The 19,592-nt window shown below is 56.6% G+C and carries 27 protein-coding genes; 20 read left to right on the top strand and 7 right to left on the bottom strand.

The window, feature by feature from the left end; all coding sequences use genetic code 11:
* Nucleotides 1–153 precede the first annotated feature (153 nt).
* The 4 genes from BJL95_RS22375 to BJL95_RS22355 all read left to right on the top strand — a co-directional run bounded on the left by BJL95_RS22375 (nt 154) and on the right by BJL95_RS22355 (nt 3,348).
* Nucleotides 154–786: a hypothetical protein gene (locus BJL95_RS22375; protein ID WP_071160803.1), complete on the top strand. Its 633-nt coding sequence runs from the start codon at nt 154–156 to the stop codon at nt 784–786.
* A gap of 543 nt (nt 787–1,329) precedes the next feature.
* Entirely contained in the window at nt 1,330–1,803 is a 474-nt protein-coding gene (locus BJL95_RS22370) for a type II toxin-antitoxin system VapC family toxin (protein WP_071160802.1), read from the top strand.
* Between the two features lie 516 nt (nt 1,804–2,319).
* Nucleotides 2,320–2,577, top strand: a complete 258-nt coding sequence (locus BJL95_RS22360) for a hypothetical protein (RefSeq protein ID WP_071160800.1) — start codon at nt 2,320–2,322, stop codon at nt 2,575–2,577.
* A 543-nt stretch (nt 2,578–3,120) separates the two neighbouring features.
* On the top strand, nt 3,121–3,348 hold the full coding sequence (locus BJL95_RS22355; protein WP_071160799.1) for an addiction module protein: 228 nt from the start codon (nt 3,121–3,123) through the stop codon (nt 3,346–3,348).
* Nucleotides 3,349–3,758: 410 nt separating this feature from the next.
* Here BJL95_RS22355 and BJL95_RS25360 read toward each other — a convergent pair whose 3' ends face one another.
* Nucleotides 3,759–3,935, bottom strand: a complete 177-nt coding sequence (locus BJL95_RS25360) for a hypothetical protein (RefSeq protein ID WP_175463775.1) — start codon at nt 3,933–3,935, stop codon at nt 3,759–3,761.
* Nucleotides 3,936–4,146: 211 nt separating this feature from the next.
* Entirely contained in the window at nt 4,147–5,196 is a 1,050-nt protein-coding gene (locus tag BJL95_RS22350) for a low specificity L-threonine aldolase (RefSeq protein WP_071160798.1), read from the bottom strand.
* Nucleotides 5,197–5,279: 83 nt separating this feature from the next.
* Here BJL95_RS22350 and BJL95_RS22345 point away from each other — a divergent pair, with 83 nt between their 5' ends.
* The 6 genes from BJL95_RS22345 (at nt 5,280) to BJL95_RS22325 (ending at nt 8,885) form a co-directional block, all read left to right on the top strand.
* A complete protein-coding gene (locus BJL95_RS22345) occupies nt 5,280–6,260 on the top strand; it encodes a phosphotransferase (protein WP_071160797.1) in 981 nt (326 codons plus the stop codon).
* A complete protein-coding gene (locus BJL95_RS22340; RefSeq protein ID WP_071160796.1) occupies nt 6,242–7,120 on the top strand; it encodes a 3'(2'),5'-bisphosphate nucleotidase CysQ in 879 nt (292 codons plus the stop codon). The genes BJL95_RS22345 and BJL95_RS22340 overlap by 19 nt, the downstream gene beginning before the upstream one ends.
* Nucleotides 7,121–7,264: 144 nt before the next feature.
* Complete coding sequence (locus BJL95_RS22335) at nt 7,265–7,522, top strand: type II toxin-antitoxin system RelE/ParE family toxin (protein WP_217631724.1); 258 nt, start codon at nt 7,265–7,267, stop codon at nt 7,520–7,522.
* 9 nt (nt 7,523–7,531) lie between these two features.
* The gene (locus BJL95_RS22330; protein ID WP_071160795.1) at nt 7,532–7,849 is read left to right on the top strand and encodes a HigA family addiction module antitoxin; all 318 of its coding nucleotides are present in this window, start codon (nt 7,532–7,534) and stop codon (nt 7,847–7,849) included.
* A 147-nt stretch (nt 7,850–7,996) separates the two neighbouring features.
* Nucleotides 7,997–8,167 carry a hypothetical protein gene (locus BJL95_RS24335; RefSeq protein ID WP_217631722.1) on the top strand — a complete coding sequence of 57 codons (171 nt, stop codon included), beginning with the start codon at nt 7,997–7,999 and terminating at the stop codon, nt 8,165–8,167.
* A 133-nt stretch (nt 8,168–8,300) separates the two neighbouring features.
* The gene (locus BJL95_RS22325) at nt 8,301–8,885 is read left to right on the top strand and encodes an NUDIX hydrolase (protein WP_071160794.1); all 585 of its coding nucleotides are present in this window, start codon (nt 8,301–8,303) and stop codon (nt 8,883–8,885) included.
* A 107-nt stretch (nt 8,886–8,992) separates the two neighbouring features.
* Here BJL95_RS22325 and BJL95_RS22320 read toward each other — a convergent pair whose 3' ends face one another.
* From BJL95_RS22320 to BJL95_RS22305, 5 genes are all read right to left on the bottom strand, one after another.
* On the bottom strand, nt 8,993–9,622 hold the full coding sequence (locus tag BJL95_RS22320; RefSeq protein ID WP_071160793.1) for a hypothetical protein: 630 nt from the start codon (nt 9,620–9,622) through the stop codon (nt 8,993–8,995).
* 167 nt (nt 9,623–9,789) lie between these two features.
* A complete protein-coding gene (locus BJL95_RS25355) occupies nt 9,790–9,957 on the bottom strand; it encodes a hypothetical protein (RefSeq protein WP_175463774.1) in 168 nt (55 codons plus the stop codon).
* The gene (locus tag BJL95_RS22315) at nt 9,938–10,507 is read right to left on the bottom strand and encodes a class IV adenylate cyclase (RefSeq protein WP_071160792.1); all 570 of its coding nucleotides are present in this window, start codon (nt 10,505–10,507) and stop codon (nt 9,938–9,940) included. The genes BJL95_RS25355 and BJL95_RS22315 overlap by 20 nt, the downstream gene beginning before the upstream one ends.
* A 14-nt stretch (nt 10,508–10,521) precedes the next feature.
* Nucleotides 10,522–11,178: an FMN-binding negative transcriptional regulator gene (locus tag BJL95_RS22310; protein WP_071160791.1), complete on the bottom strand. Its 657-nt coding sequence runs from the start codon at nt 11,176–11,178 to the stop codon at nt 10,522–10,524.
* A gap of 44 nt (nt 11,179–11,222) precedes the next feature.
* Complete coding sequence (locus tag BJL95_RS22305) at nt 11,223–11,876, bottom strand: transglutaminase family protein (protein WP_071160790.1); 654 nt, start codon at nt 11,874–11,876, stop codon at nt 11,223–11,225.
* Between the two features lie 196 nt (nt 11,877–12,072).
* On the opposite strand from BJL95_RS22305, the gene BJL95_RS22300 reads away from it, so the two are divergent.
* The 10 genes from BJL95_RS22300 (at nt 12,073) to tatA (ending at nt 19,441) form a co-directional block, all read left to right on the top strand.
* Nucleotides 12,073–13,452: an L-serine ammonia-lyase gene (locus BJL95_RS22300; RefSeq protein WP_071160789.1), complete on the top strand. Its 1,380-nt coding sequence runs from the start codon at nt 12,073–12,075 to the stop codon at nt 13,450–13,452.
* A 174-nt stretch (nt 13,453–13,626) separates the two neighbouring features.
* Nucleotides 13,627–14,046: a transposase gene (locus tag BJL95_RS22295; RefSeq protein WP_368086619.1), complete on the top strand. Its 420-nt coding sequence runs from the start codon at nt 13,627–13,629 to the stop codon at nt 14,044–14,046.
* Nucleotides 14,047–14,223: 177 nt separating this feature from the next.
* Nucleotides 14,224–14,817, top strand: coding sequence for a hypothetical protein (locus tag BJL95_RS22290; RefSeq protein WP_139306386.1), 594 nt, complete (start codon nt 14,224–14,226; stop codon nt 14,815–14,817).
* Nucleotides 14,818–14,911: 94 nt separating this feature from the next.
* Nucleotides 14,912–15,178, top strand: coding sequence for a hypothetical protein (locus BJL95_RS22285; RefSeq protein WP_071160787.1), 267 nt, complete (start codon nt 14,912–14,914; stop codon nt 15,176–15,178).
* A 691-nt stretch (nt 15,179–15,869) separates the two neighbouring features.
* The gene (locus BJL95_RS22280; RefSeq protein WP_071160786.1) at nt 15,870–16,268 is read left to right on the top strand and encodes an MbcA/ParS/Xre antitoxin family protein; all 399 of its coding nucleotides are present in this window, start codon (nt 15,870–15,872) and stop codon (nt 16,266–16,268) included.
* A 2-nt stretch (nt 16,269–16,270) separates the two neighbouring features.
* Nucleotides 16,271–16,996, top strand: coding sequence for an RES family NAD+ phosphorylase (locus BJL95_RS22275; protein ID WP_254786880.1), 726 nt, complete (start codon nt 16,271–16,273; stop codon nt 16,994–16,996).
* 2 nt (nt 16,997–16,998) lie between these two features.
* Complete coding sequence (locus BJL95_RS22270) at nt 16,999–17,472, top strand: MEKHLA domain-containing protein (RefSeq protein ID WP_071160785.1); 474 nt, start codon at nt 16,999–17,001, stop codon at nt 17,470–17,472.
* A 183-nt stretch (nt 17,473–17,655) separates the two neighbouring features.
* Nucleotides 17,656–18,261 carry a choice-of-anchor R domain-containing protein gene (locus BJL95_RS22265; protein ID WP_071160784.1) on the top strand — a complete coding sequence of 202 codons (606 nt, stop codon included), beginning with the start codon at nt 17,656–17,658 and terminating at the stop codon, nt 18,259–18,261.
* Between the two features lie 14 nt (nt 18,262–18,275).
* Entirely contained in the window at nt 18,276–19,172 is an 897-nt protein-coding gene (locus BJL95_RS22260; protein ID WP_083386215.1) for a hypothetical protein, read from the top strand.
* 110 nt (nt 19,173–19,282) lie between these two features.
* The gene (tatA, locus tag BJL95_RS24330; protein ID WP_083386214.1) at nt 19,283–19,441 is read left to right on the top strand and encodes a twin-arginine translocase TatA/TatE family subunit; all 159 of its coding nucleotides are present in this window, start codon (nt 19,283–19,285) and stop codon (nt 19,439–19,441) included.
* Nucleotides 19,442–19,592: the final 151 nt, after the last annotated feature.

Here is a 19,592-nt window from a genome sequence, read left to right as displayed (position 1 = left end):
AGGTAGGATTGCCTGGTTTACCGGCTAACAGCAAGTTATCAAAGCAAACATGCCCACTTCTCCGGATAAGAAGGCAAAACTGCCTGAAAAGGCGTTTAATATCAACTTATATGGGCAGATTTGCTTGATAGTCAATTGTTGGGAGTCAAAGACATGATCGAGGCTGTGGGTGGATTCCTTGGCAAAACTCTCGGAACCCTTGTCGGCCCGATTTGGCGATATCTGATCGCAACTTTTCAACGTCCTCGTATCCGGCTAACCAAAGCCCCTAAGAATCTCTTGGAACATCTGACGCCTGCTGTATCACAAGACCGCGTGCGCGAATTGCTTGGACCCGCTCATCAAGTGATAGATCAGTATTGGTTTTATCGTTTCGCAGATGCTCTTGTACAACTGGAATTCCGCAAAGGTGGGGGCGCGAAATCAGTCGCGCTCGGGCTTGTTGGAAAACGGAAAGAGCATCGCTTTCCCGTTCCCAACTTCAAGAAGTCTCTTGGGCAATTATCGATTGCTGACGTCAAGTGCGAGGGGAGCATGCTTCGCTACCGTGATTCATTGCGACACCGAGAGATCCTTGTTGAAGTACGACTCGGCCCGACCGGAGCCTGGAGCTATTGGACATACGGGGCAATGATGGCATTCGGGAGCCAAGCGCTCCACGAGTCGCTCTTTGAATGGGACACGAAATCCAATTGCTTAATTACGGACCCATCGTTGGTGTTAGTCAATTGGATAGCGATCTCTGATGGAGGCGACGAGGTGTACTTTGATTGGTCCATGGCCTGAGCACCCTAAGGCCGTAAGGCGCAATAACCAACGGGCATTGCGCCGAATTTAATTCACAGAGTGGACGATAAAAAAATGGATTACCGTCGAATTTGGCCAGGTAGGGTGGGCACGGTGTTTGTGCCCACGCGGATTGAAAGTAAATTTATTTTGTGTTTCGCTAACGTGAAGCTGATTTTAATGTCGGGTTTCGGCCCGACAGCCGAGATACTTTTCTTTGCTTGTCCAAAGAAAAGTATCCAAAAGAAACGACACCCCATGCCGCTTACATCCTGCGCTCCTGCGGGTTTGAGCGGGGTTTTTGGAAGGGCTATCCATAGCCCTCCAAAAACGCGCGGCATCCCTGCCGCGCCCCTGTCGGGCAATTCCCGCTCAAACCCTTCGGTGCTCGGCGCGGCATCAGGGGACTAACCCGTAACCCCTAAGGCGGAACGCGTTAGCGGTTCCGCCAAATCGACAGCCAGGGCGGGCACGATTTAGCGCGGTAGGGCGGGTTAGCGGAAAGCGTAACCCGCCGACTGGGCTAATAAAATTGGAGGTTCTTTGAAAGCAACCGTTTATATCGAAACATCCATTTTCAGCTATTTGACAGCAAGGCCAAGTAACGATTTACGTGCCACGGCAAATCAAAGCGTGACACTGGAGTGGTGGGAAATCCAACAACCCAATTACAGGGTTTTTGTGTCTGAACTCGTTATATCTGAAGCCAGTAAAGGTCATCCAGAGGCCGCACAGCGGCGGTTGGCCGTAATCGGCGATCTGCCATTGCTACAAATATCTCCCGAGGTCCGGATTTTGGCGCAAGCACTTATCGAAGACCACGCGCTTCCCGCGAAAGCCGAAGCAGATGCTTATCATGTGGCTATTGCCGTTGTAAATGGCATCGAGTATTTGCTTACCTGGAATTGTACGCATATTGCCAACGCCCATACACGGCCTAAAATAGAAGCGACCTGCCGGGCGCATGGCTACGAACCGCCCGTTATCTGCACCCCATTGGAACTTACCGAGGAATAACTATGTGGAAAGACCCCATTGTTACCGAAACACGCGCACTTAGGGAAGAATATGCACGTCAGTTTAACTATAACGTTGACGCTATGTTTGAAGACCTTATGGCAAAACAAGATACCCACCTGGAGCGAATGGTTTCATTACCACCACGCAAAGTTAGTGTATCAACTGGGAGCCTAACCCAACGCTCCAGTGAACTCCGCTAACGCTCCGCCGCTAAGCGTTGCGTTAGCCGTCATGCTCCGTCTCGCCTCGGTGCTCCTGTCCCTTGCTGTCGTAGTTGCGCTATCGACAGGCGGTTTCAGTTCGGCGCCAACAGCGCCCTCCTTCCAGCTGGTGGATCAAAGGCCAGCCGCAGAGAGAGAAGGATTCCCCTACCCCAATAGCTCGTTCCGCTACACGATGCACGGAGATAGATCGCTGGAGGTTGACAGACTTCAACTTTTGCAGGTCCGACTTATGGAGCGCTTCCAGCACGAGCTCGCGGGGAAGCAGTGAAGACTGCAGAAGTTCTTTGTCATGGAAGCAATTCTCCGCGATTCTTTCGTGCGGGACGCTTCAGGTAAGAATGTGCCAAATACGGGGCCGTTTGAACCAACGCTGGTCGCAGAGCTTGCTGTGTTTGTAGGTGATGATCCTTTCGTTGGATTCGCCCAGCTAAAGCTGCCGCAGAATTCACGCGCGACCCATGGCGCTCTCGACAAGGTTACAAAAGAGGCAATCGACGACCTGCTAAAGGAGATGGCGACGTCTTGGACGATAAAAAATGACGGCTAGCCGAATAGGGTGGGCACGGTGTTTGTGCCCACGCGGCACGCTGTTACCGATTCATTACTCTGAAAGTCACCCGACGCGGTCACTCAATTAGGTGTCGTAGCGTTGTCAATCGCGGCTAAAGCCGCTCCCACGCCAGGGACTTTCATTTGCCGGGGCGACGCAACTGCTTCATGAGCGTTGGGCATTGGAAATTCCTGATTGGCCGGTTTTCAAATCGTAAACAGCTGCCATGCATGCGCCGCATGCCATTTTCGAGGTTTCCGATGAAGAAGGTACGCGGTGTGTACCCTACCAGGTTATTTGGTTAAGTTGGATGTTCTATTTCTACCTTGCCACCATTCATGTCGTGCTTCGGAAGATCGAGCACGACGGCACTACCGAGTAAGCAGGGAATTCAACCATGAAACCTAACCCTAACTCTGCGTTCGAGCTGACCTGCGCGAAAAGCCGCGCAGGTCAGCTCACTTTCACGTTAGCCCTCTGTTCGACATTGGCAGTAAAGCTCGGTAGAATTCTTAGTTAGCTTTGAACGGGGGCCAGATCATGAATACACAACTCTTACAGCAAGCTCGTGTACTTGGCATTGATGAGCAGATCGAACTGGTTGAAGCTATATGGGATGGTATTGTTAGTCGTGGCGCCACGCCATCGTTGACCGAAGCGCAAAAAACGGAGCTTGACCGCCGCCTCGCAGATCACCTTGCCAACCCCGATGATGTAGTTCCCTGGAGTGAAGTAAAAGCCGCTGCTCTTGCCAAAATCAGGCAATGAGTCTGCGCGTCACGTTTCATCGTGCCGCGCCCGGTTAGCTCTACGTTAGCCGTCATGCTCCGTCTCGCCGTCTCTTGCTGTCGTCGTTGCGCTATCGACAGGCGGTTTCAGTTCGGCGCCAACAGCGCCCTCCTTCCAGCTGGTGGATCAAACCCGTAAGGTGGAACGCCTGATGGCTTCCGCCCTACCTGACCTCAATCCCCAACCATTGGTCCCGCGATTCCGGCGGGGCGTTTGATGGACTTCCCTGAGCCTAAATAAACCGCGTTTTGCTCGATTAGGCGGAGCAAGTTCTGGCCGAGACGTTGTTAAGCCCATCCACTCGATTTCTCCCTGCGGCGCTTGGCGTAGGGGAACGTCGCATTGGAGTGCAAACCTAGGTTTGTACTCCGGCCGAGTGGCTTGGGTGACTACGGCTGGCGGGAAAGGCGGGTTCGAATCGCCGGTGGTCGGCCGAGCAAAAAACACTCGGCATCGAGTATCGTCGGTTCGACGCCGGGCAAAAAAGACTCGGCGTCGAGTATCGCCGGGTCGGCTTCGAGTAAAAAAGACTCGGCGTCGAGTATCGTTGGTTCGGCGTCGGGCAAAAAATGCTCGACGCCGTATGTGGCTGGAGCTTAGCCAAGGGCGGGACGGCTTTGTGATCAACGAAATGTTTGAATCATCGGGCGTGGCGCTGAGTGTCCGTGATTCATTTTTATTAACGCCGGTAACCCTAGAATCCCAAACCTTTGGATGTTTGCGATTTTTGGGTCGGTGAACACTCGGCGGAACGCGTCGGCGGTTCCGCCGTATCGATTAACCCAGCACATCGATAAACCGCTCCACGTCGTCCGGCTGCGTGGCAAAACTGGCGACCAGGCGGACCAGGGTTTCGTGCTCGGCGAGCAGGCCCGGCGCGGCGTGCGGCGGATTCCACGGATAGAACACCGCGCCGGCCGCGCGCAGCCGGGCGGCGTCGGCCTGGGTCAATATCGCGAACACCTCGTTGGCTTCGGCCGGCCAGGCCAGCCGGGCGCGGCCGGAGGCGGCGATGCCTTGTTGCAGTCGCGCGGCCATCGCGTTGGCGTGGCGGGCCAATGCCAGCCACAGGCCTTCGTGCAGATAGGCCTGGAATTGCGCGGCGATAAAGCGGCTTTTGGAAAACAACTGCGCCGCGCGCTTGCGGATGAAGGGCAGATCCTTGGCGGCGGCCGGGTTCATGAACACCAACGCCTCGGCACACCAGCAACCGTTTTTGGTGGCGCCGAACGACACAATGTCCACGCCCAGCCGCCAAGTCATATCGGCCGGCGTCAGGTTTAGCGCGACCAAGGCGTTGGCGAAGCGGGCGCCGTCCATGTGCAGCGGCAGTCCGTGAGTTTGCGCCACCTCGGCGATCGCGGCGATTTCGTCGGGACGGTAAACGGTGCCGATTTCGCTGGCTTGGGTGATGGACACCGCCATCGGCTGGCCGGCGTGGATGAAATCGGCCGGAAAGCGGCGAATCTCCGCCGCCAGCTTGGCCGGATCGATCTTGCCCAACTCGCCGTCGACCGCCGCCAGCCGGGCGCCGTGGGTGAAAAACTCCGGCGCGCCGCATTCGTCTTCCAGCATGTGGGCTTCGCGATGACAAAAGGTCACGCCGCCGGGGCGGTTGATCGCGGCCAGCGCCAGCGAATTGGCGGCGGTGCCGGTGCCGACGAAGTACACCGCCACCTCGCGTTCGAACAGTTCGTTAAAGCGCTGCTCGACGGCGCGATCCAGCTCGCTGGCACCGTAAGGCGCGGCGAAACCGGCCGACGCGGCCAGCAATTGTTGGGCGATGGCCGGGTGAGCGCCGGCCCAGTTGTCGGAGGCAAAGTTCATCGCAAATCCTGAGTGCAAATGTCGCGCTACCTTAACCCAGATCGCCGCTTTGTATAATGACGATTTTCTCAGCCCGACTGCTTATGCCGCCCGACATCGCCGCCCTGATTTGCCAAGCCACCGGCGCCGTTCAGGCCGAGCCGCGACAGGTGGTGCAGCGCTTGTGGAGCGGCTACGGCCGGATCGTGCGCTACCGCTTGCACGGCGCCGACCGCGCCGGCGTCGTGGTCAAGCACGTCAAGCCGCCGCGCATCGGGCACGGCGACCTCTCGCACCGGCGCAAATTGCGCTCCTATCAAGTCGAAACCATCTGGTATAGCGATTGGAGTTCGCGTTGCGACAGCGCTTGCCGGGTGCCGGCGAGCTTGGCGTCGGCGGCGTTCGGCGACGAAGTGGTGCTGATCCTGGAAGACCTGGATGCCGCCGGTTTCGGCCGGCGCCGCTCGCGGATTGCGGAGGACGATTTAAGCGCCTGTTTGGCCTGGCTGGCGAATTTTCACGCGACTTTTCTTGGCGATAAGCCGGAGGGCTTGTGGCCGACCGGCACTTACTGGCATCTGGCGACCCGGCCCGACGAGTTGCAGGCGTTGAACGATCCGCCGTTACAACAGGCCGCCGCCGCGATCGACCGGGCGCTGAGCGCCAGCCCGTTTCAAACCCTGGTCCACGGCGATGCCAAGCTGGACAACTTTTGCTTCGCCGAGCGTGCCGGCCCAGTCGCGGCGGTGGATTTTCAATACGTCGGCGGCGGGCCGGGCATCAAGGACGTGGCCTACTTCATCGACAGTTGTGTGCCCTTGCCGGAATGCGAACGCCGCGAGTCCGAACTGTTGGCGATCTACTTCGCCGCCTTGCGCCGGGCCTTAAGCGTCAAGCGCCCGGATATCGACGCCGACGCGCTGGAACGCGACTGGCGGGCCTTGTACCCGCTGGCCTGGACCGACTTTCACCGCTTTTTAAAAGGCTGGAGTCCCGGCCATTGGCCGAGCGACAGCTACAGCGAACGGCTGGCGCGGCAAGTCATCGCCCAATTGACGGAGATCCGATGCGACTCAGCGACCTAGACTTGCACTTGCTCGGCCAAGCCGGCATATCCGCCGCCTACCAGGCCGGCCATCTGATCGCCCGCCACGCCAACCGGGAGGTCGCGGTCAACACCAAGGCCGGCGGCGCCAGTCTGGCCGCGCAAGTGGTCACCGAAGTCGACCATCTCAGCCAGGACGCGATTTTGCAAGTGTTGCTGCCGACCTGCGCGCATTACGATTTGGCGTTGTTGTCCGAGGAAAGCCCGGACGATAGGGCGCGGCTGGACCGGGATTATTTCTGGTGCATAGACCCGCTGGACGGCACCTTGCCGTTTATCGAAGGCGTGCCGGGCTATTCGGTGGCTATCGCGCTGGTGGCTCGCGACGGCACGCCGGCGATCGGCGTGGTCTACGACCCGTTGAGCCAAACCTTGTATAGCGCCGTTGCCGGCCGGGGCGCTTGGCGCAATCGGCAACGGTTGCCGGCGCGTCCGAGCAGCCCGATCCTGACCTTCGTCACCGATAAAAGCTTCGCCGACGACCCGCTTTACGCCGCGACCTTGCCCGAGCTCGAGCGCATCGCCGCCGAACTGGGTTACCCCAGGGCCGAATTGAAACTGCAAGGCGGCGCGGCCCTGAACGCCTGCCTGGCGCTGCAAACCCCGGCTTGCTACTTCAAATACCCCAAACCCCAAGTCGGCGGCGGCAGCATCTGGGACTATGCCGCCACCGCCTGCCTGTTTCGCGAAGCCGGCGCGCCGTTTAGCGACATGCGCGGCCGGCCGCTGGCCTTGAATCCGGAAGGCTCGACTTATCTAAACCATTGCGGCGTGTTGTATTGCAGCGACGGCGGGATCGCGGAGCGGGTGCTGGCCTTGTATCGGCGTTTATCTGGTTAAAACGGGCGAGGGATTCGAATGGGGTAAGGCTCGCCGCCCCAAGCTTCGGATGAGTTTACCGGGAATCCATTGGCGAATGGACTAAACGATGCTTGTTAAGCTGTGTTCATGATCGTTGCATTCAAAGATTAGGCTACCGAAGATATTTTCAACGGCGTATCTTCGGCGATCGCCAGAAAAGCTTGCCCGCAAGCCATTTGGCGAATCGCCGCTAGAAAGCTTGATCAGTTGGATTCGGCCATTTTTCTGGAGGAATTAAGGGTTCCGCCGGGGAATCGTCTTGAAGCGTTATCGGGGGACAGAAAAGGGCAATACAGTATTCGCATTAACGATCAGTTTAGAATTTGTTTCAAGTGGTCGGAGTCAGGGCCGGACGAGGTCGAAATCGTCGATTACCACTAGAGGTGACCCATGGTACGCATACCAACCCATAGAAAACCCACTCATCCGGGCGAAATGTTAGAAGAAGAGTTTTTAAAGCCGATGCAAATTACGGGTCAGCAATTGGCCGAAGCGATTCATGTGCCGCTGCAAAAAATCGAGGATTTGATTCAGCAAAATGATAGCGTTAACTCCAGCCTTGCTTTACGGCTCGCCCGTTTTTTTGGCATGTCCGCCGATTTTTGGCTGAATATACAAATTCGTTGGGATCTTTATCAAACCCAGCAATTTGAACAGGCTGAGTTAGATAGCATTCAGGATTTTCATCATTTCAAGAAAAGCGCCTGACTCCAATAAGGTTTTCGGAATTTAGCGATACCGTCATGCCCGCCGGGAAGCGGGCATCCAGTGCCACGGATGATGGCAAGCTTCGATTCGTTCGTGCCGTCTGGATTGCGGAATTGAAGCGAAGGCATTGCCCGTATCCATGGTTTCATGAGTTTTCACGTTTCCCCGTATAAAGAAGCCACCAGAGATGGTGCGCCGCCGATCGATCTGGTTGATGGCGACGAGTTAGCGGAGAAATTGAAAGAGTTGGCGCTCGGGGTAAAAACGGAACTCGTGGAACGCGTCAGCATTGATACGGCATGGTTCGAAAGCTTATGACGTATAACTCGGCAATTGCCATGGACACCAGCCGGTCGCGAATTTTTAACGCGGCGGAAAATCGCTATTTGCCATCGAGAAGTCGCCGTATAGTATTGGCCGATCGATACATTGCCTTCGGGGAGTTCGAACCATGCGCTTCATTCTTTCGGTGCCTATTGCCGTATTTCTGTGGTTTATCGTCGGCCCATCCGTTGCCGAACCGGGGCCGCCGGCCGGCATCGCGGCGTATGCGTGCCGGAATGGGCAGATTCTTCATCTGTTGGCGTTCGACGACGCGCCGGGACGGCAAGGTTGGGCCCATTTCGGCGGCACGTGGGAAGGCGGCGAGTCGCCAATCGAGACGGCTAATCGAGAATTCTTCGAGGAGTCGAACTGCGTCTATCGATTGGCGGAGCTTACCGATGCGAATATCCGCGGGCCGTCCCGGTCGCCGGACTCAGCGTTTCTAACCTTCGTCGCGAAAGTGCCGTTCGTGCCGGCCAACGTGCTGGCGATGCAGCGAGAATGCTTGCACGTCGAGCGTAAGCAATGGGTCTGGATCAGAGATGGCGAGCTCGGCAAGGCCTTGGACTCGAGTGCCGACGATCTGCGGGTTTCGGTCTACGACGGCCCGGTCGGCGAAATTTATTTTTGGCCGAACTCGCTCAAGGCATTGCGCCAAGCCAAAACGGACGGGCTGTTGCCATCGGCGGCGGAGTGCCCGACCGACCGTTGAGCCTAGGTATTATCCGGCCGACACACCGGTAATCGCAGTTAAAGCCTCTCCCGGAAGGACGTGTTTCATGCTCAGCGCGAAATCCTTTTTGTGATCGTCAACTTGCCCTACTTTTTCATCTCCACGCAAACGCCCGTGAACACGTAGCTGTGGTTTCCGCCGTTTTGGTTGTCGAGTACTTTCCAATCCGAAGTTAGATTCCAGCCGGGTTTGTTTTCGTTGGGGTTGTAGTAGTAATCCTTGCCGCCTTCGCGGGTCACCAAGATATTGTGCATACCGGTAAAGGTGCCGGTGGCTGCTTTGGCACCGTTAAACATCAAGTAACTGGCGTTATAGAAAACGCCGTCGGTTAGCGTAAGGCTGGTGCTTGTCCCGCCGCCTTTAATCAAATTAAACAGCGAACCCAGCCCTTGTTTTGTTGCGAGGTCGGTTACGTAAACCAGCGCGCCGGTTTTTTGGCTATCGTCGCAAACCAACTCGGCCTTTACCGTCTTGTTCGAGATTTTGTCGGTTTCAGTGATGATTTTGCGCGGGTCGCTATTTTTGGCGGCGGCGAGCTGGTCGATTCCGGGCGCCAAACCGCCCGTGGATACGAATTGGATGGCCGGCCAGACGGTTTTTTCGGCAAATGTCTGGTCCAAACACAGCTGATTGTTAGAAAGTTCGGCGATCGCAATGACCGTGCAATGCGCCGCGCAAGAATTGCCGTTTTGTTTGGGGAGAGTTTTCGATGGCATGATGCCTCCTAGGCGATAGGCTGGTTGGATTGGCGGGTGTGAAGGGGGCGACGGCGGTTCGCGCCGCGCTGTTTGGGTAATGGTCGATTCGGCTTGCGATTTCCGATTTCCGACATCTGAAGTTAGATCAAAACCGGCTAATGTCCATCCCTGCCCAAGATAATCGCCTACTCTTTTTCTTTGTCCGCCATCGGCCCGAACAACATCCGGTACCAAAACCCGGCCTCGAAAACGCCGCCGACCGCGAACGCTATCGTGCCGGCGCCGGCATAGCCGGCCCCATAGCAGGCGAGCGCGGTCAGCAGCAGCGCGGTGCTAAGCAGATGGCGTTTCATCGTCGCGACTCGGGTTCGCCACCGAATCCTCGCAAGGCCGAGCCTCGGCCAGCAGATCCAGGTAAGCGGCGGCCAGCAATTGTTCCGGGCGTATGTCCAACGCCGCGATCAAGTCGTCGGCGACCGCTCGGCCGGCGGTTTCGGTTTCGGCGTCGCCCAACACCACTTCCAACTCCAGAAAATCGCCCAGGCCTTCGACCTGATCCAAATGAATGCGGGTGCGGCCGACCAAGAACAAGGTGCGTTGCTTGCGGACCCGGCCGATGGTGCCGTAGGCCAGCGTCAGCGCATCGCGCAGGCTGGCCGGGGCGTCGGTGGGCGAGATTCGGTAGAACGAAGTTTTCGGTCCGGTTTGATCCGGACGCTGGTAGAAAATCAGTTCGCCGCTGTTTTCGGAAAACGCCCGCAACTTGAGGCGGCCGTTCGGGCACTGAAAAAAGGTGTCGTCCTGTGTCAGCGCGAACGGTCCCTGATCGGCGATACCGGCGACCAGCGGCAGCAGCGCGGCGACGCTGGCGATTCGGGCTTTGATTTCGATGTTTCTGGCCATAGGAGGTCCGTCGTTCAAGTTTCGGGTGGGTTGCGGGCGGCGGGTTCGGAGCGTTCCGCAACCAAGTCGGCCATGCTTTCGTGCCCGGTTTCGCGTAAACCGGCGATCACGCTGCTCCGGTTCGCCGCCGGTTGATTTTGGCTGACTTTCCATTTGCCCAGCAAGCGGGTTATCCGGATTTCGATGCCGACGATTTGGGTCAGCAGGCGTTCGGTAAAATCCGCCGGGGCGTCGGCGACGGCCCAAGGCTCGGCAAACGCCGCCTCCTGTGCCGCCGTCATAGCCACTATTTGATCGCGTATCCAGACCGGATCGTCCACGGCTCGTAAACGTCCGTAGGCGTGGACGGCGGCATAATTCCAAGTCGGCACCACTCGGCCGGTTTCGCGTTTGCTGGCGTACCAGCTAGGCGAAATATAGGCATTCGGGGCTTGGAAAATCGCCAGTAGTTCCGCGGACGACTCGCCGGCGCGCCACAGCGGGTTGGCTCTGGCGACGTGACCGCGCAAGCAGCCATAAGCCGAGCCGTCGTCGCCGCATAAATGCAGCGGAACGTGGTTGGCGTTCAGACCGTCGCCGGCTAGCGTTACCAGGGTCGCCAACGGATATTGGCGGATTAGGTCTTGCATGACTTCTATGCGGGGTTCGGCGAACTGTTCGGGACTGTACATGGGGCTCAGCGGCGATGGTTGGGAGGATGCGTTGGGAAGCCGGGCTATGGCACTTGATGCGCGCCATTGCGTTGGCCGTGGAACGGGAGCAAGGCCGGGCCAAGATCGCCAGGCTCGAAATCGGGTAAATGGCGGTAAACCTGTTCGATGTCGGCGTGCGCGGTCAAGGCCCGGATTACCGACGGCAACGGTTCGGCCCAAATGCCGGCGATGTCGGTTTCGCCCGGCGCGCGCGGTACGAAGGCCAAGCGTTCGGTCGGCGGGCAAAACTCGGCGGCGACGCCGGCTTTGTTGCCGCGCGCGTCGAGCCGGTACCAACCGTGGTCGGTCAAATACACCGCGTTCAAGCCGTGCAGACAATACGGCGGAATGTCGCCGTCTATAGATAGGCGCTGGTAGCACAAGCCGGCCGGAATTCGGTTGGCGCGCAGCAACGCTGCCAGCAAATGGCTCTTGGCGTAACAATAGCCGGTGGCGTGGCTTAAAACCTCGGAGGCGCGGCAGGTCACCGGGTTTTTGCGGTAATCCCAACTGTGTTGGATGCGGTCGCGGACGAATTCGAAGCAGCGTTTGGCGATGTCTTCGTCGCCGCCCGCGCCGGCCGCCAAAACGGCGGCTTGGGCCAAAACGGCCGGATGCCGCCAGTCGATGTATTCGCTGGCGGCCAGGAAGGCTGCGGGGTCGGTTGGGTTGGTCATCGCGGACTTCGAATGCTTGGCAAAGGGTGGGCACGATTATCGCATTCGTCTGGGGTCTGTGCGATGTTCGCGGCTAAGCGAGAAACCGTTCGCCGCCGTTTGCCGGCCGGGTGCCGCCCAGAATGCCGATCGACGCGGCGTTTTGCGCTGCAATTGGTAAACTGCCGATATTCCTTTCGAATTTCGGGCAACCTTCATGGCAATCAGCGTTTTCGACATTTTTAAAATCGGCATCGGCCCGTCCAGTTCGCATACCGTCGGACCGATGCGGGCGGCGATGACTTTCGCCGCCAACATGGAGCAACGCGGTATCGCCCCGGCAATCAGCCGGGTCAAAATCGAGCTGTTCGGCTCGTTGGGCGCCACCGGCAAGGGGCACGGCAGCGACAAGGCGGTGATGCTGGGCCTGGAAGGCGAAGCGCCGGACTTGATCGATCCGGCGATTATCCCGACCCGCTTGGCGGCAATCCGCGATACCGGCCTGTTGAACCTGCTGCAACGTTATCCGCTGCCGTTTAACGAAAAAGCCGACTTGCTGTTTCACCGCAAGGCGCTGCCCTATCACGCCAACGGCATGCGCTTCAGCGTGTTCGACGCGGACGGCGCCGAATTGGCGCAAGCGGATTTTTATTCGGTCGGCGGCGGCTTCGTCGTCACCGACGCGGCGGCGGCGCTGGACCAACTGACCCACGACGATACCCGCTTGCCCTACCCGTTTCGTACCGGCGCCGCGCTGCTGAAGCTTTGCCACACCCACCGCAAGCCGATTAGCGAGCTGATGCTGAGCAACGAAAAAGCCTGGCAAAGCGAGGAGCAAATCCGCGCTAAATTGCTGAACATCTGGCACGTGATGCAGGCCTGCGTCGAACGCGGCTTGCACGAGGAAGGCATTTTGCCGGGTGGCATGAAGGTCAAGCGCCGCGCCGCCAATCTGCACCGGCAATTGACCGGCGAAATTCCCAGCCAGACGCCGAACCTACCGGTCGGCACGATGGAATGGGTCAATCTATTCGCGCTGGCGGTCAGCGAGGAGAACGCCGCCGGCGGCCGGGTCGTCACCGCCCCGACCAACGGCGCGGCCGGCATTATCCCGGCGGTGCTGCATTATTACTGGCGGTTTTGCCCGGACGCCAGCGAAGACGGCGTCATCCGCTTCCTGCTGACGGCGGCGGCCATCGCGATTTTGTACAAGGAAAACGCTTCGCTGTCCGGTGCAGAAGTCGGTTGCCAGGGCGAGATCGGCGTGGCCTGTTCGATGGCGGCCGGCGCCTTGGCCGAGGTACTGGGCGGCACGCCGGAGCAAGTCGAAAATGCCGCCGAAATCGGCATGGAACACAATCTGGGCCTAACCTGCGATCCGGTCGGCGGCCTGGTGCAAGTGCCTTGCATCGAACGCAACGCGATGGGCTCGGTCAAGGCCATCAACGCCGCGCGCATCGCGCTACGCGGCGACGGCAAACATTTCGTGTCGCTGGACAAGGTCATCAAAACCATGCGCGAAACCGGCGCCGACATGAAAACCAAATACAAGGAAACCTCGCGCGGCGGCTTGGCGGTGAACTTGATCGAGTGCTGATGAGGAGGCGCGCGGTATTACTCGCAGCCTCTTGCGTCGGAATAGTCGGTGGTGAATGCTAGCAATCGACCAATAGGGTTTATCCAATGACCGTATGTGGGCTAATTGCCCACTGTACTGTAGGATGGGTAGAGCGTAGCGAAACCCATCAATCGAAGCACCGATAAATGAGATATGACAGAATATCGCCGATATCGCCTCAAAGGCGGTTGTTATTTTTTCACAGTCAATTTGGCGGAACGAAATCGGACTTTGCTGACCGACAGGATTAAATTGCTTCGAGAGTCTTTTCGTAACGTAAAAGATCAACACCCGTTTAATATCGACGCGATTGTTGTGTTACCGGAACATCTCCATACCATTTGGACCTTGCCGGAAGGTGACGATGATTTTATTTGTCGCTGGCGGCTGATCAAGACCCGCTTTACCAAACAGGTCGAAAAAGGCGAACGAATTTCCAAAAGCCGCGAACGCAAACAGGCGTGCGGTATTTACCCAAAGGGCACAAGTGGCAGAGACGGTTTTGGGAGCATCGAATTAGAAACGAGGGCGACTTCGTCAAGCATGTCGACTATATTCATTACAATCCAGTAAAACACGGCTGTGTCCGTTATGTTGCCGATTGGCGATATTCTTCATTTCATGATTTCGTCAAACGCGGTATTCTCCCTGCAAATTGGGCGGGCGGCATCTATCCTGAATTGGATATGGCGTAATCAATGGTGTTTTTGATGGGTTTCGGCTAGCGCCTCTACCCATCCTACGAGCTTCGTGGAATATTCTGAACTAGAAAAGCTAATTGGGCGTGCCGATAGGTTTAGAAAAAGGCTTCACGAAAAACAAGGTGATGGAACCGGTTGGTCTTTTACTCTAAAAAATGGCGAAACGCATTACATATCTATTCATGGAGTTAAGTCTCCTGAAGAATTAGAAGATGATATTTCATCCATGTTTATATGGCTTTGGAGTCTTAAAGATTATGTAAAGAAATATGTTGTTAAACGCGGAAAGAACAAGGATTGGGTAGAGATTAAAGTAAATGGAGATCCATATTTATGTATATGTGCTGATTTAGCAAATGCTCTGAAGCATGGAGGTCTTGATCAAAATCCACGATTTACATCTCGTTCAGGGAAATCACCGCAGCTCGGAGTATTAACGTATCAGGTCCCACAGAAAGCAATTGGTTCGCTATGCATCGGAGCTTATGACGTGAATGTGATGATCACCAATCCTAAATTCGTGAATTTAGAAATGATAGTGCTCGGCGAGGACGGCAAAAAACTCGGTGACGCTTTTAAATATCTAGAGTACGCACTGAAAGCATGGGAAAAGATTGTTAACGATGCGGGTAAAGTCGTATAACAACCGCATTAACTCCGGCCTTCGCCACGATGCGGCTCAGTCGGGTTATGCAGAACGTTATGTTTTTAAATTATTTTGCTAAGGGGAATCAAATATGCCGCTCGTTAGGAAGACTGCTATAAATCGTCATTTAGAAGAGCTTGATAAACGATACAACGAATTAAGAGAGGCTCTGGTAGGCAATGATCCTTCGACTAGCTTATGGAACTTTTACGCATTAAGTGAAGATGATTTTCTTCGTGATTATACAACTATAAACAGAGATAGGCTTGAATACGCTCTCAATGACTTTAAGACCGTGTTGTCTGTTTTAAACAAATTTAAGGCGCATAAAGAACAAAAACTTCATTCTGTTAAATAAACATAACCAGAGGGTAAACTTGATCGGCCAAAGATACGCGACTATCGTTGTTACGCTTTTGCCGTCAAGTTACCCTTATCGTTGGGCGTAAAAAATATGACCGGTAAAACCAGAGAGAAACTTCCAAGCACGGTTGCCTGCGGAAATAAGGTCTGTACGCGAAGCAACTTGAGCGTCATATCGTATCAGTGTTCATATCCTGATGATAACGTTGAAGACGAGCGTATTCATTGGTGTGCCTATCCAAGAATCGCAGGGCACGTTATTCAATGCACATGCGGTCATTACACTATCTTTTACAATCCAGCGGAACAGTCTCCGCTAAAGCGGCGCGTCTGAGCTTTAACGTTGAGCAAAGTCATGAAGCTTCGTAGGGTACGCACCGCGTACCTTTTGGCTTTCGTTGCCTTGATGGCCCGCCGCTGGTACGCGATGCGTACCCTACATCCGGTATCAGAAATACCCAATCATTGACGGCATAGGGTTTGTTTGCCGCCGTTGGTTTAAAGCGCGCGGCATGGTCGCTTTCTGACCATCCCTCCGTATTTGGAAACGGTATCGCGGTTTCCGATTCGGGCCACGGAATACCTCTGCCTTCGGTATTTTCGCTTGCTCTTTTCGTTAGGCGGCTTGACAAAGTCCATTAATAGACTTATTTTCAATTTAAGTTTATTCGAAACCGGGAGGGCTGATGTTGGCCCCAGCGCAAAATCCCTTAGCCGCCGATAGCGCGGCCGTGGCCGGCGCGGCGTTGCGGACCTTTTTCAATATTGCCGAGGCTTGGAAACTCAATGCCGAACAGGCGATGGTGTTGTTGGGACTGGATTCGCGCAGTACTTACTTCAAGTGGAAGAAGCAGCCGGAGTCGGCCAGTTTGAATGCCGACAAGCTGGAGCGCTTGTCTTACATCTTTGGCATATACAAAGCCCTGCAGATTTTACTGCCGCGCGCCGAGGCGGCCGATGAGTGGCTGCACCAAGCCAATCAGGCCGCGCCGTTCGCCGGCCAGTCGGCCTTGCAACGCATGCTGTCCGGGCGGGTGGCCGATTTGTACGTGGTCCGCCAATATCTGGACGGCCAGCGCGGCTAGCCGTGATCGATCCGGCGACGATCGCGGTCAACCGCATTACCTGGCTGCCCTGCTGGCGGCTGGTGCCCAGCCGGTTTCCGCCGGACGGCTTGTTTGACCGGGTGGCCTCGCCGGCCGATCTGGACATCGTGTTCGCGATCGAAGCCCTGACCAACGACCGCTTGCGCGAACAAGCCGGCGACATTCGGCTGGTGGCGCCGGAGGACAGGATCGCCGGCCCCGGCACGACGCCGATCATGGCGGCCTTCACCCATTTGAATCCGGAAGGCAGCCGGTTTAGCGACGGCAGCTACGGCGTTTACTATGCCGCCTACGACCTGGATACCGCGATCGCCGAAACCTGTTTCCACCGCGCCCGCTTTCTGAGCGCGACCCGACAACCGCCGATCGAAATCGACATGCGTAGTTACGCCTCGGATTTGGATGCGGACTTACACGACATTCGCGGCCGCCAAGCCGAGTGGCCGGAAATCTACGCCGTCGATACCAGCGCTTACGCCGCCGCCCAGCGGTTGGCAAAACAAGTGCGGGACACCGGCGGCAACGGCCTGGCCTATGCCAGCGTCCGCAATCACGGCGGCGAATGCGTCGCGGTGTTCAAGCCCAGGCTGCTGGCGCCGGTCAAACAGGGCGCGCATTTTTGCTATGTTTGGGATGGCGAGCGCATCAAGGCCGTCTATAAAAAAGAACTGTATTCGCCCGACCGGCCCGCTTTTTCGGAGAACTGACCATGCTGGATTTGCATCCGCCCGGCCCCGACAACCACTATCACCAAGCCCACATCGAATTGCTGTTGGACAGCTATCGGCGCTTGCTTGGCAAGCCGTTGCTGGACGCGGTCGGCGACGATTTTGGACGGGTGGTTTACGAAGCCGACTTCGCCTTGCTGTCGCACAACACCGATCCCGATCCGCTGTTCAACTACGCCAACCGCAAAGCCTTGGGATTGTTCGAATTGACCTGGCAAGAACTGGTCGGCTTGCCGTCGCGGTTTTCCGCCGAACCGGTCAACCGCGAGGAACGCGAGCGCTTGCTGGCCAAAGTCGCCCGGCAAGGCTATATCGACGATTATGCCGGCGTGCGCATCGCCAAATCCGGCCGGCGTTTCATGATACGCGGCGCGGTGGTTTGGAACGTACTGGACGGCGCGGGCCGGCCTTACGGACAGGCGGCGTGTTTCAGCGACTGGGACTGGCTGGCGTGATTCAAGAGTTATTGGCTCGCGCCTGGCGACTCCGGCCTGAAATTGGGCGTTTTATAAAGATTTACAATATTTTACGCCGGTTTACGTCTATTAACCTTTGATACGCCTATTATCAGTCCGCAACAAAGGGAAAGCGGATTTTTTAATATTAAATAATAGGATAATCAAATGGTTGGAACAAATATGACATGGGTGTTGCCGGTTGCGGCCGCGTTCTGGATTTCGGGTGCGGCGCCGGTGCAGGCCTCTGGATTCGGCGAAAATTTGGCAGCCGATTCTGGCGGAACAATAACCGTCAGCGGTAGTACTTGGGAAGCGCAAAGTTTTAGCACCGACAATCAGGCTTACTTGCTGGATTCGATAAGTTTGCTGATTTCCAGTCTCGATCAGGGAACTTCGGTCAGCCTCTATTCCGACGCCTATTCGGCGCCGTCTCAAGCGCTGGCGACCTTAACGTTGAGCGGTGCCTATTCGTCCAGTCTGGCAGCCACGACGTTTTTGGCGGGCGATTTCTCCCTTACCGCCAACACCACCTATTGGGTGGTACTAAGCAATGTCACCGGCGCTACCGACTGGTCTTTCCAGGCTACCGACGACGGCAGCGCCAATGCTTGGGCCGAGTGGGACGGCAGCTATTGGTCCTCCTCCACCAGCTATCCCTTTCAGATGAGCGTCAGCGTGACGCCGGCCGCGGTACCCGTGCCGATGTCGCTACCGTTGATGCTGACCGGTCTGGCTGGCATTGTCGGATTCGCTCGCGGCCCACGCCTCGGCGTTATTGCTGCTTGATTAAGGACATAGTTATGGAAAATTCAAAAGACTTAACAATGCCGGCTCGCCGGGATATGTTGCTGATGACCGCCAAGGGTGCCGCCGGCTTGGTCGCCGCCACCATGCTGGGTGGCGTCAGCCGTTCGGCACTGGCAGCCTACTCCTTGGCGCCCACCGTTACCGAAGGGCCGTTTTGCCTGGACAGCGTTGCCAACAACTTGCTGCGCTCCGATATTCGCACCAGCAGCGTAACCGGTAAGATTGCGGCCGGCTTCCCGCTGGTTCTGACGGTCACGGTATCCAAACTGAACGCCAACGGCACGATTTCGCCGATCAACGGCGCTTACGTCGACATTTGGCACTGCGACGCCGACGGTAACTATTCGGGCGAGACCAATATGGGCGCTGCCGACCTGACCGCCGAGGATTATTTGCGTGGCTACCAAATCACCAATGCGCGCGGAGCAGTGAAGTTCATCAGCATTTATCCCGGTTGGTACACCTCGCGCACTACACACATCCACGTCCGCATCCGTACTTTCTCGGGCAGCACTGCTGTCTACGATCAGGCGACTCAGTTTTTTTTCGACGAATCGCTAACCGAACAGATCTACACCACGATCAGCCAATACCTTTCCCACGGTTTGAAAGATACCGCCAACGCAACCGACTCGGTATTCACCGGCGGTTCCAATCAATCGGCCACCGACGGCATCACCAGCGATTCCGGCGACCATCTGATGCTGACTTTGGCCAACAACGGCAATTATGTGACTGCGTCGATCAATTTGGTCATTGCGACCAGCGAGGGTGTGGCCAGTTTGAGTTGTCCGACGGTTGCCGATACCTCCGGCAGCACGTCGGGTGGCGGCACGCCACCTACCGGTACACCTCCCACCGGCACACCGCCAACACGCCCCGGCGGTTAGTCCGGCCTTGAGCCAGCGTGACTCGCCGTGCGCCGGATGCGCGCGGCGGTTTTTTCCAGAGCGGCGCAAAGACGCGTTCGCGATATCGATTACCTATTTTAGGAGGCAGTATGGGCTTAAGCGTACCGCATTTGTTGGTGGTGCTGGCGATTGTTATGTTGGTGTTTGGCACTAAACGATTGCAAGGGGTCGGCGCTGATTTGGGCGAAGCGATCAAGGGCTTCCGCAAGGCTGTAAAAGAATCCGACAAAATAGAGGAACTAAACTAATCCTAAACGTACTAACATAACGGTATGAGCGGCTATACCCTGTCCGTGGTCAGCAAAGATATTCGACCCACGCTTTGCACCGGACATAGCCGCCATGCAGGGATGACGCGTCATCCTCCAATCCGAATGGTTGGTTCGAAAGTTATGGAAT

It is taken from the genome of Methylomonas sp. LWB, from assembly GCF_001856095.1.
Classification (GTDB): domain Bacteria; phylum Pseudomonadota; class Gammaproteobacteria; order Methylococcales; family Methylomonadaceae; genus Methylomonas; species Methylomonas koyamae_A.
The sequence above is the reverse complement of the archived record's forward strand: the minus strand, read 5'-3'. Positions and strand labels throughout refer to the sequence as shown.

What these genes read in the sequence shown, in the direction of transcription:
- BJL95_RS25355 (WP_175463774.1), bottom strand. Translation starts at nt 9,957, where the DNA reads ATGAAACGCCATCTGCTTAGCACCGCGCTGCTGCTGACCGCGCTCGCC.
- BJL95_RS22310 (WP_071160791.1), bottom strand. Translation starts at nt 11,178, where the DNA reads ATGTACAGTCCCGAACAGTTCGCCGAACCCCGCATAGAAGTCATGCAA.
- BJL95_RS22360 (WP_071160800.1), top strand. Translation starts at nt 2,320, where the DNA reads ATGGAAGCAATTCTCCGCGATTCTTTCGTGCGGGACGCTTCAGGTAAG.
- BJL95_RS22305 (WP_071160790.1), bottom strand. Translation starts at nt 11,876, where the DNA reads ATGACCAACCCAACCGACCCCGCAGCCTTCCTGGCCGCCAGCGAATAC.
- BJL95_RS22325 (WP_071160794.1), top strand. Translation starts at nt 8,301, where the DNA reads ATGCGCTTCATTCTTTCGGTGCCTATTGCCGTATTTCTGTGGTTTATC.
- BJL95_RS24335 (WP_217631722.1), top strand. Translation starts at nt 7,997, where the DNA reads ATGAGTTTTCACGTTTCCCCGTATAAAGAAGCCACCAGAGATGGTGCG.
- BJL95_RS22355 (WP_071160799.1), top strand. Translation starts at nt 3,121, where the DNA reads ATGAATACACAACTCTTACAGCAAGCTCGTGTACTTGGCATTGATGAG.
- BJL95_RS22340 (WP_071160796.1), top strand. Translation starts at nt 6,242, where the DNA reads ATGCGACTCAGCGACCTAGACTTGCACTTGCTCGGCCAAGCCGGCATA.
- BJL95_RS22345 (WP_071160797.1), top strand. Translation starts at nt 5,280, where the DNA reads ATGCCGCCCGACATCGCCGCCCTGATTTGCCAAGCCACCGGCGCCGTT.
- BJL95_RS22330 (WP_071160795.1), top strand. Translation starts at nt 7,532, where the DNA reads ATGGTACGCATACCAACCCATAGAAAACCCACTCATCCGGGCGAAATG.
- BJL95_RS22280 (WP_071160786.1), top strand. Translation starts at nt 15,870, where the DNA reads ATGTTGGCCCCAGCGCAAAATCCCTTAGCCGCCGATAGCGCGGCCGTG.
- BJL95_RS22265 (WP_071160784.1), top strand. Translation starts at nt 17,656, where the DNA reads ATGACATGGGTGTTGCCGGTTGCGGCCGCGTTCTGGATTTCGGGTGCG.
- BJL95_RS22285 (WP_071160787.1), top strand. Translation starts at nt 14,912, where the DNA reads ATGCCGCTCGTTAGGAAGACTGCTATAAATCGTCATTTAGAAGAGCTT.
- BJL95_RS22300 (WP_071160789.1), top strand. Translation starts at nt 12,073, where the DNA reads ATGGCAATCAGCGTTTTCGACATTTTTAAAATCGGCATCGGCCCGTCC.
- BJL95_RS22375 (WP_071160803.1), top strand. Translation starts at nt 154, where the DNA reads ATGATCGAGGCTGTGGGTGGATTCCTTGGCAAAACTCTCGGAACCCTT.
- BJL95_RS22315 (WP_071160792.1), bottom strand. Translation starts at nt 10,507, where the DNA reads ATGGCCAGAAACATCGAAATCAAAGCCCGAATCGCCAGCGTCGCCGCG.
- tatA (WP_083386214.1), top strand. Translation starts at nt 19,283, where the DNA reads ATGGGCTTAAGCGTACCGCATTTGTTGGTGGTGCTGGCGATTGTTATG.
- BJL95_RS22295 (WP_368086619.1), top strand. Translation starts at nt 13,627, where the DNA reads ATGACAGAATATCGCCGATATCGCCTCAAAGGCGGTTGTTATTTTTTC.
- BJL95_RS22260 (WP_083386215.1), top strand. Translation starts at nt 18,276, where the DNA reads ATGGAAAATTCAAAAGACTTAACAATGCCGGCTCGCCGGGATATGTTG.
- BJL95_RS22320 (WP_071160793.1), bottom strand. Translation starts at nt 9,622, where the DNA reads ATGCCATCGAAAACTCTCCCCAAACAAAACGGCAATTCTTGCGCGGCG.
- BJL95_RS22350 (WP_071160798.1), bottom strand. Translation starts at nt 5,196, where the DNA reads ATGAACTTTGCCTCCGACAACTGGGCCGGCGCTCACCCGGCCATCGCC.
- BJL95_RS22270 (WP_071160785.1), top strand. Translation starts at nt 16,999, where the DNA reads ATGCTGGATTTGCATCCGCCCGGCCCCGACAACCACTATCACCAAGCC.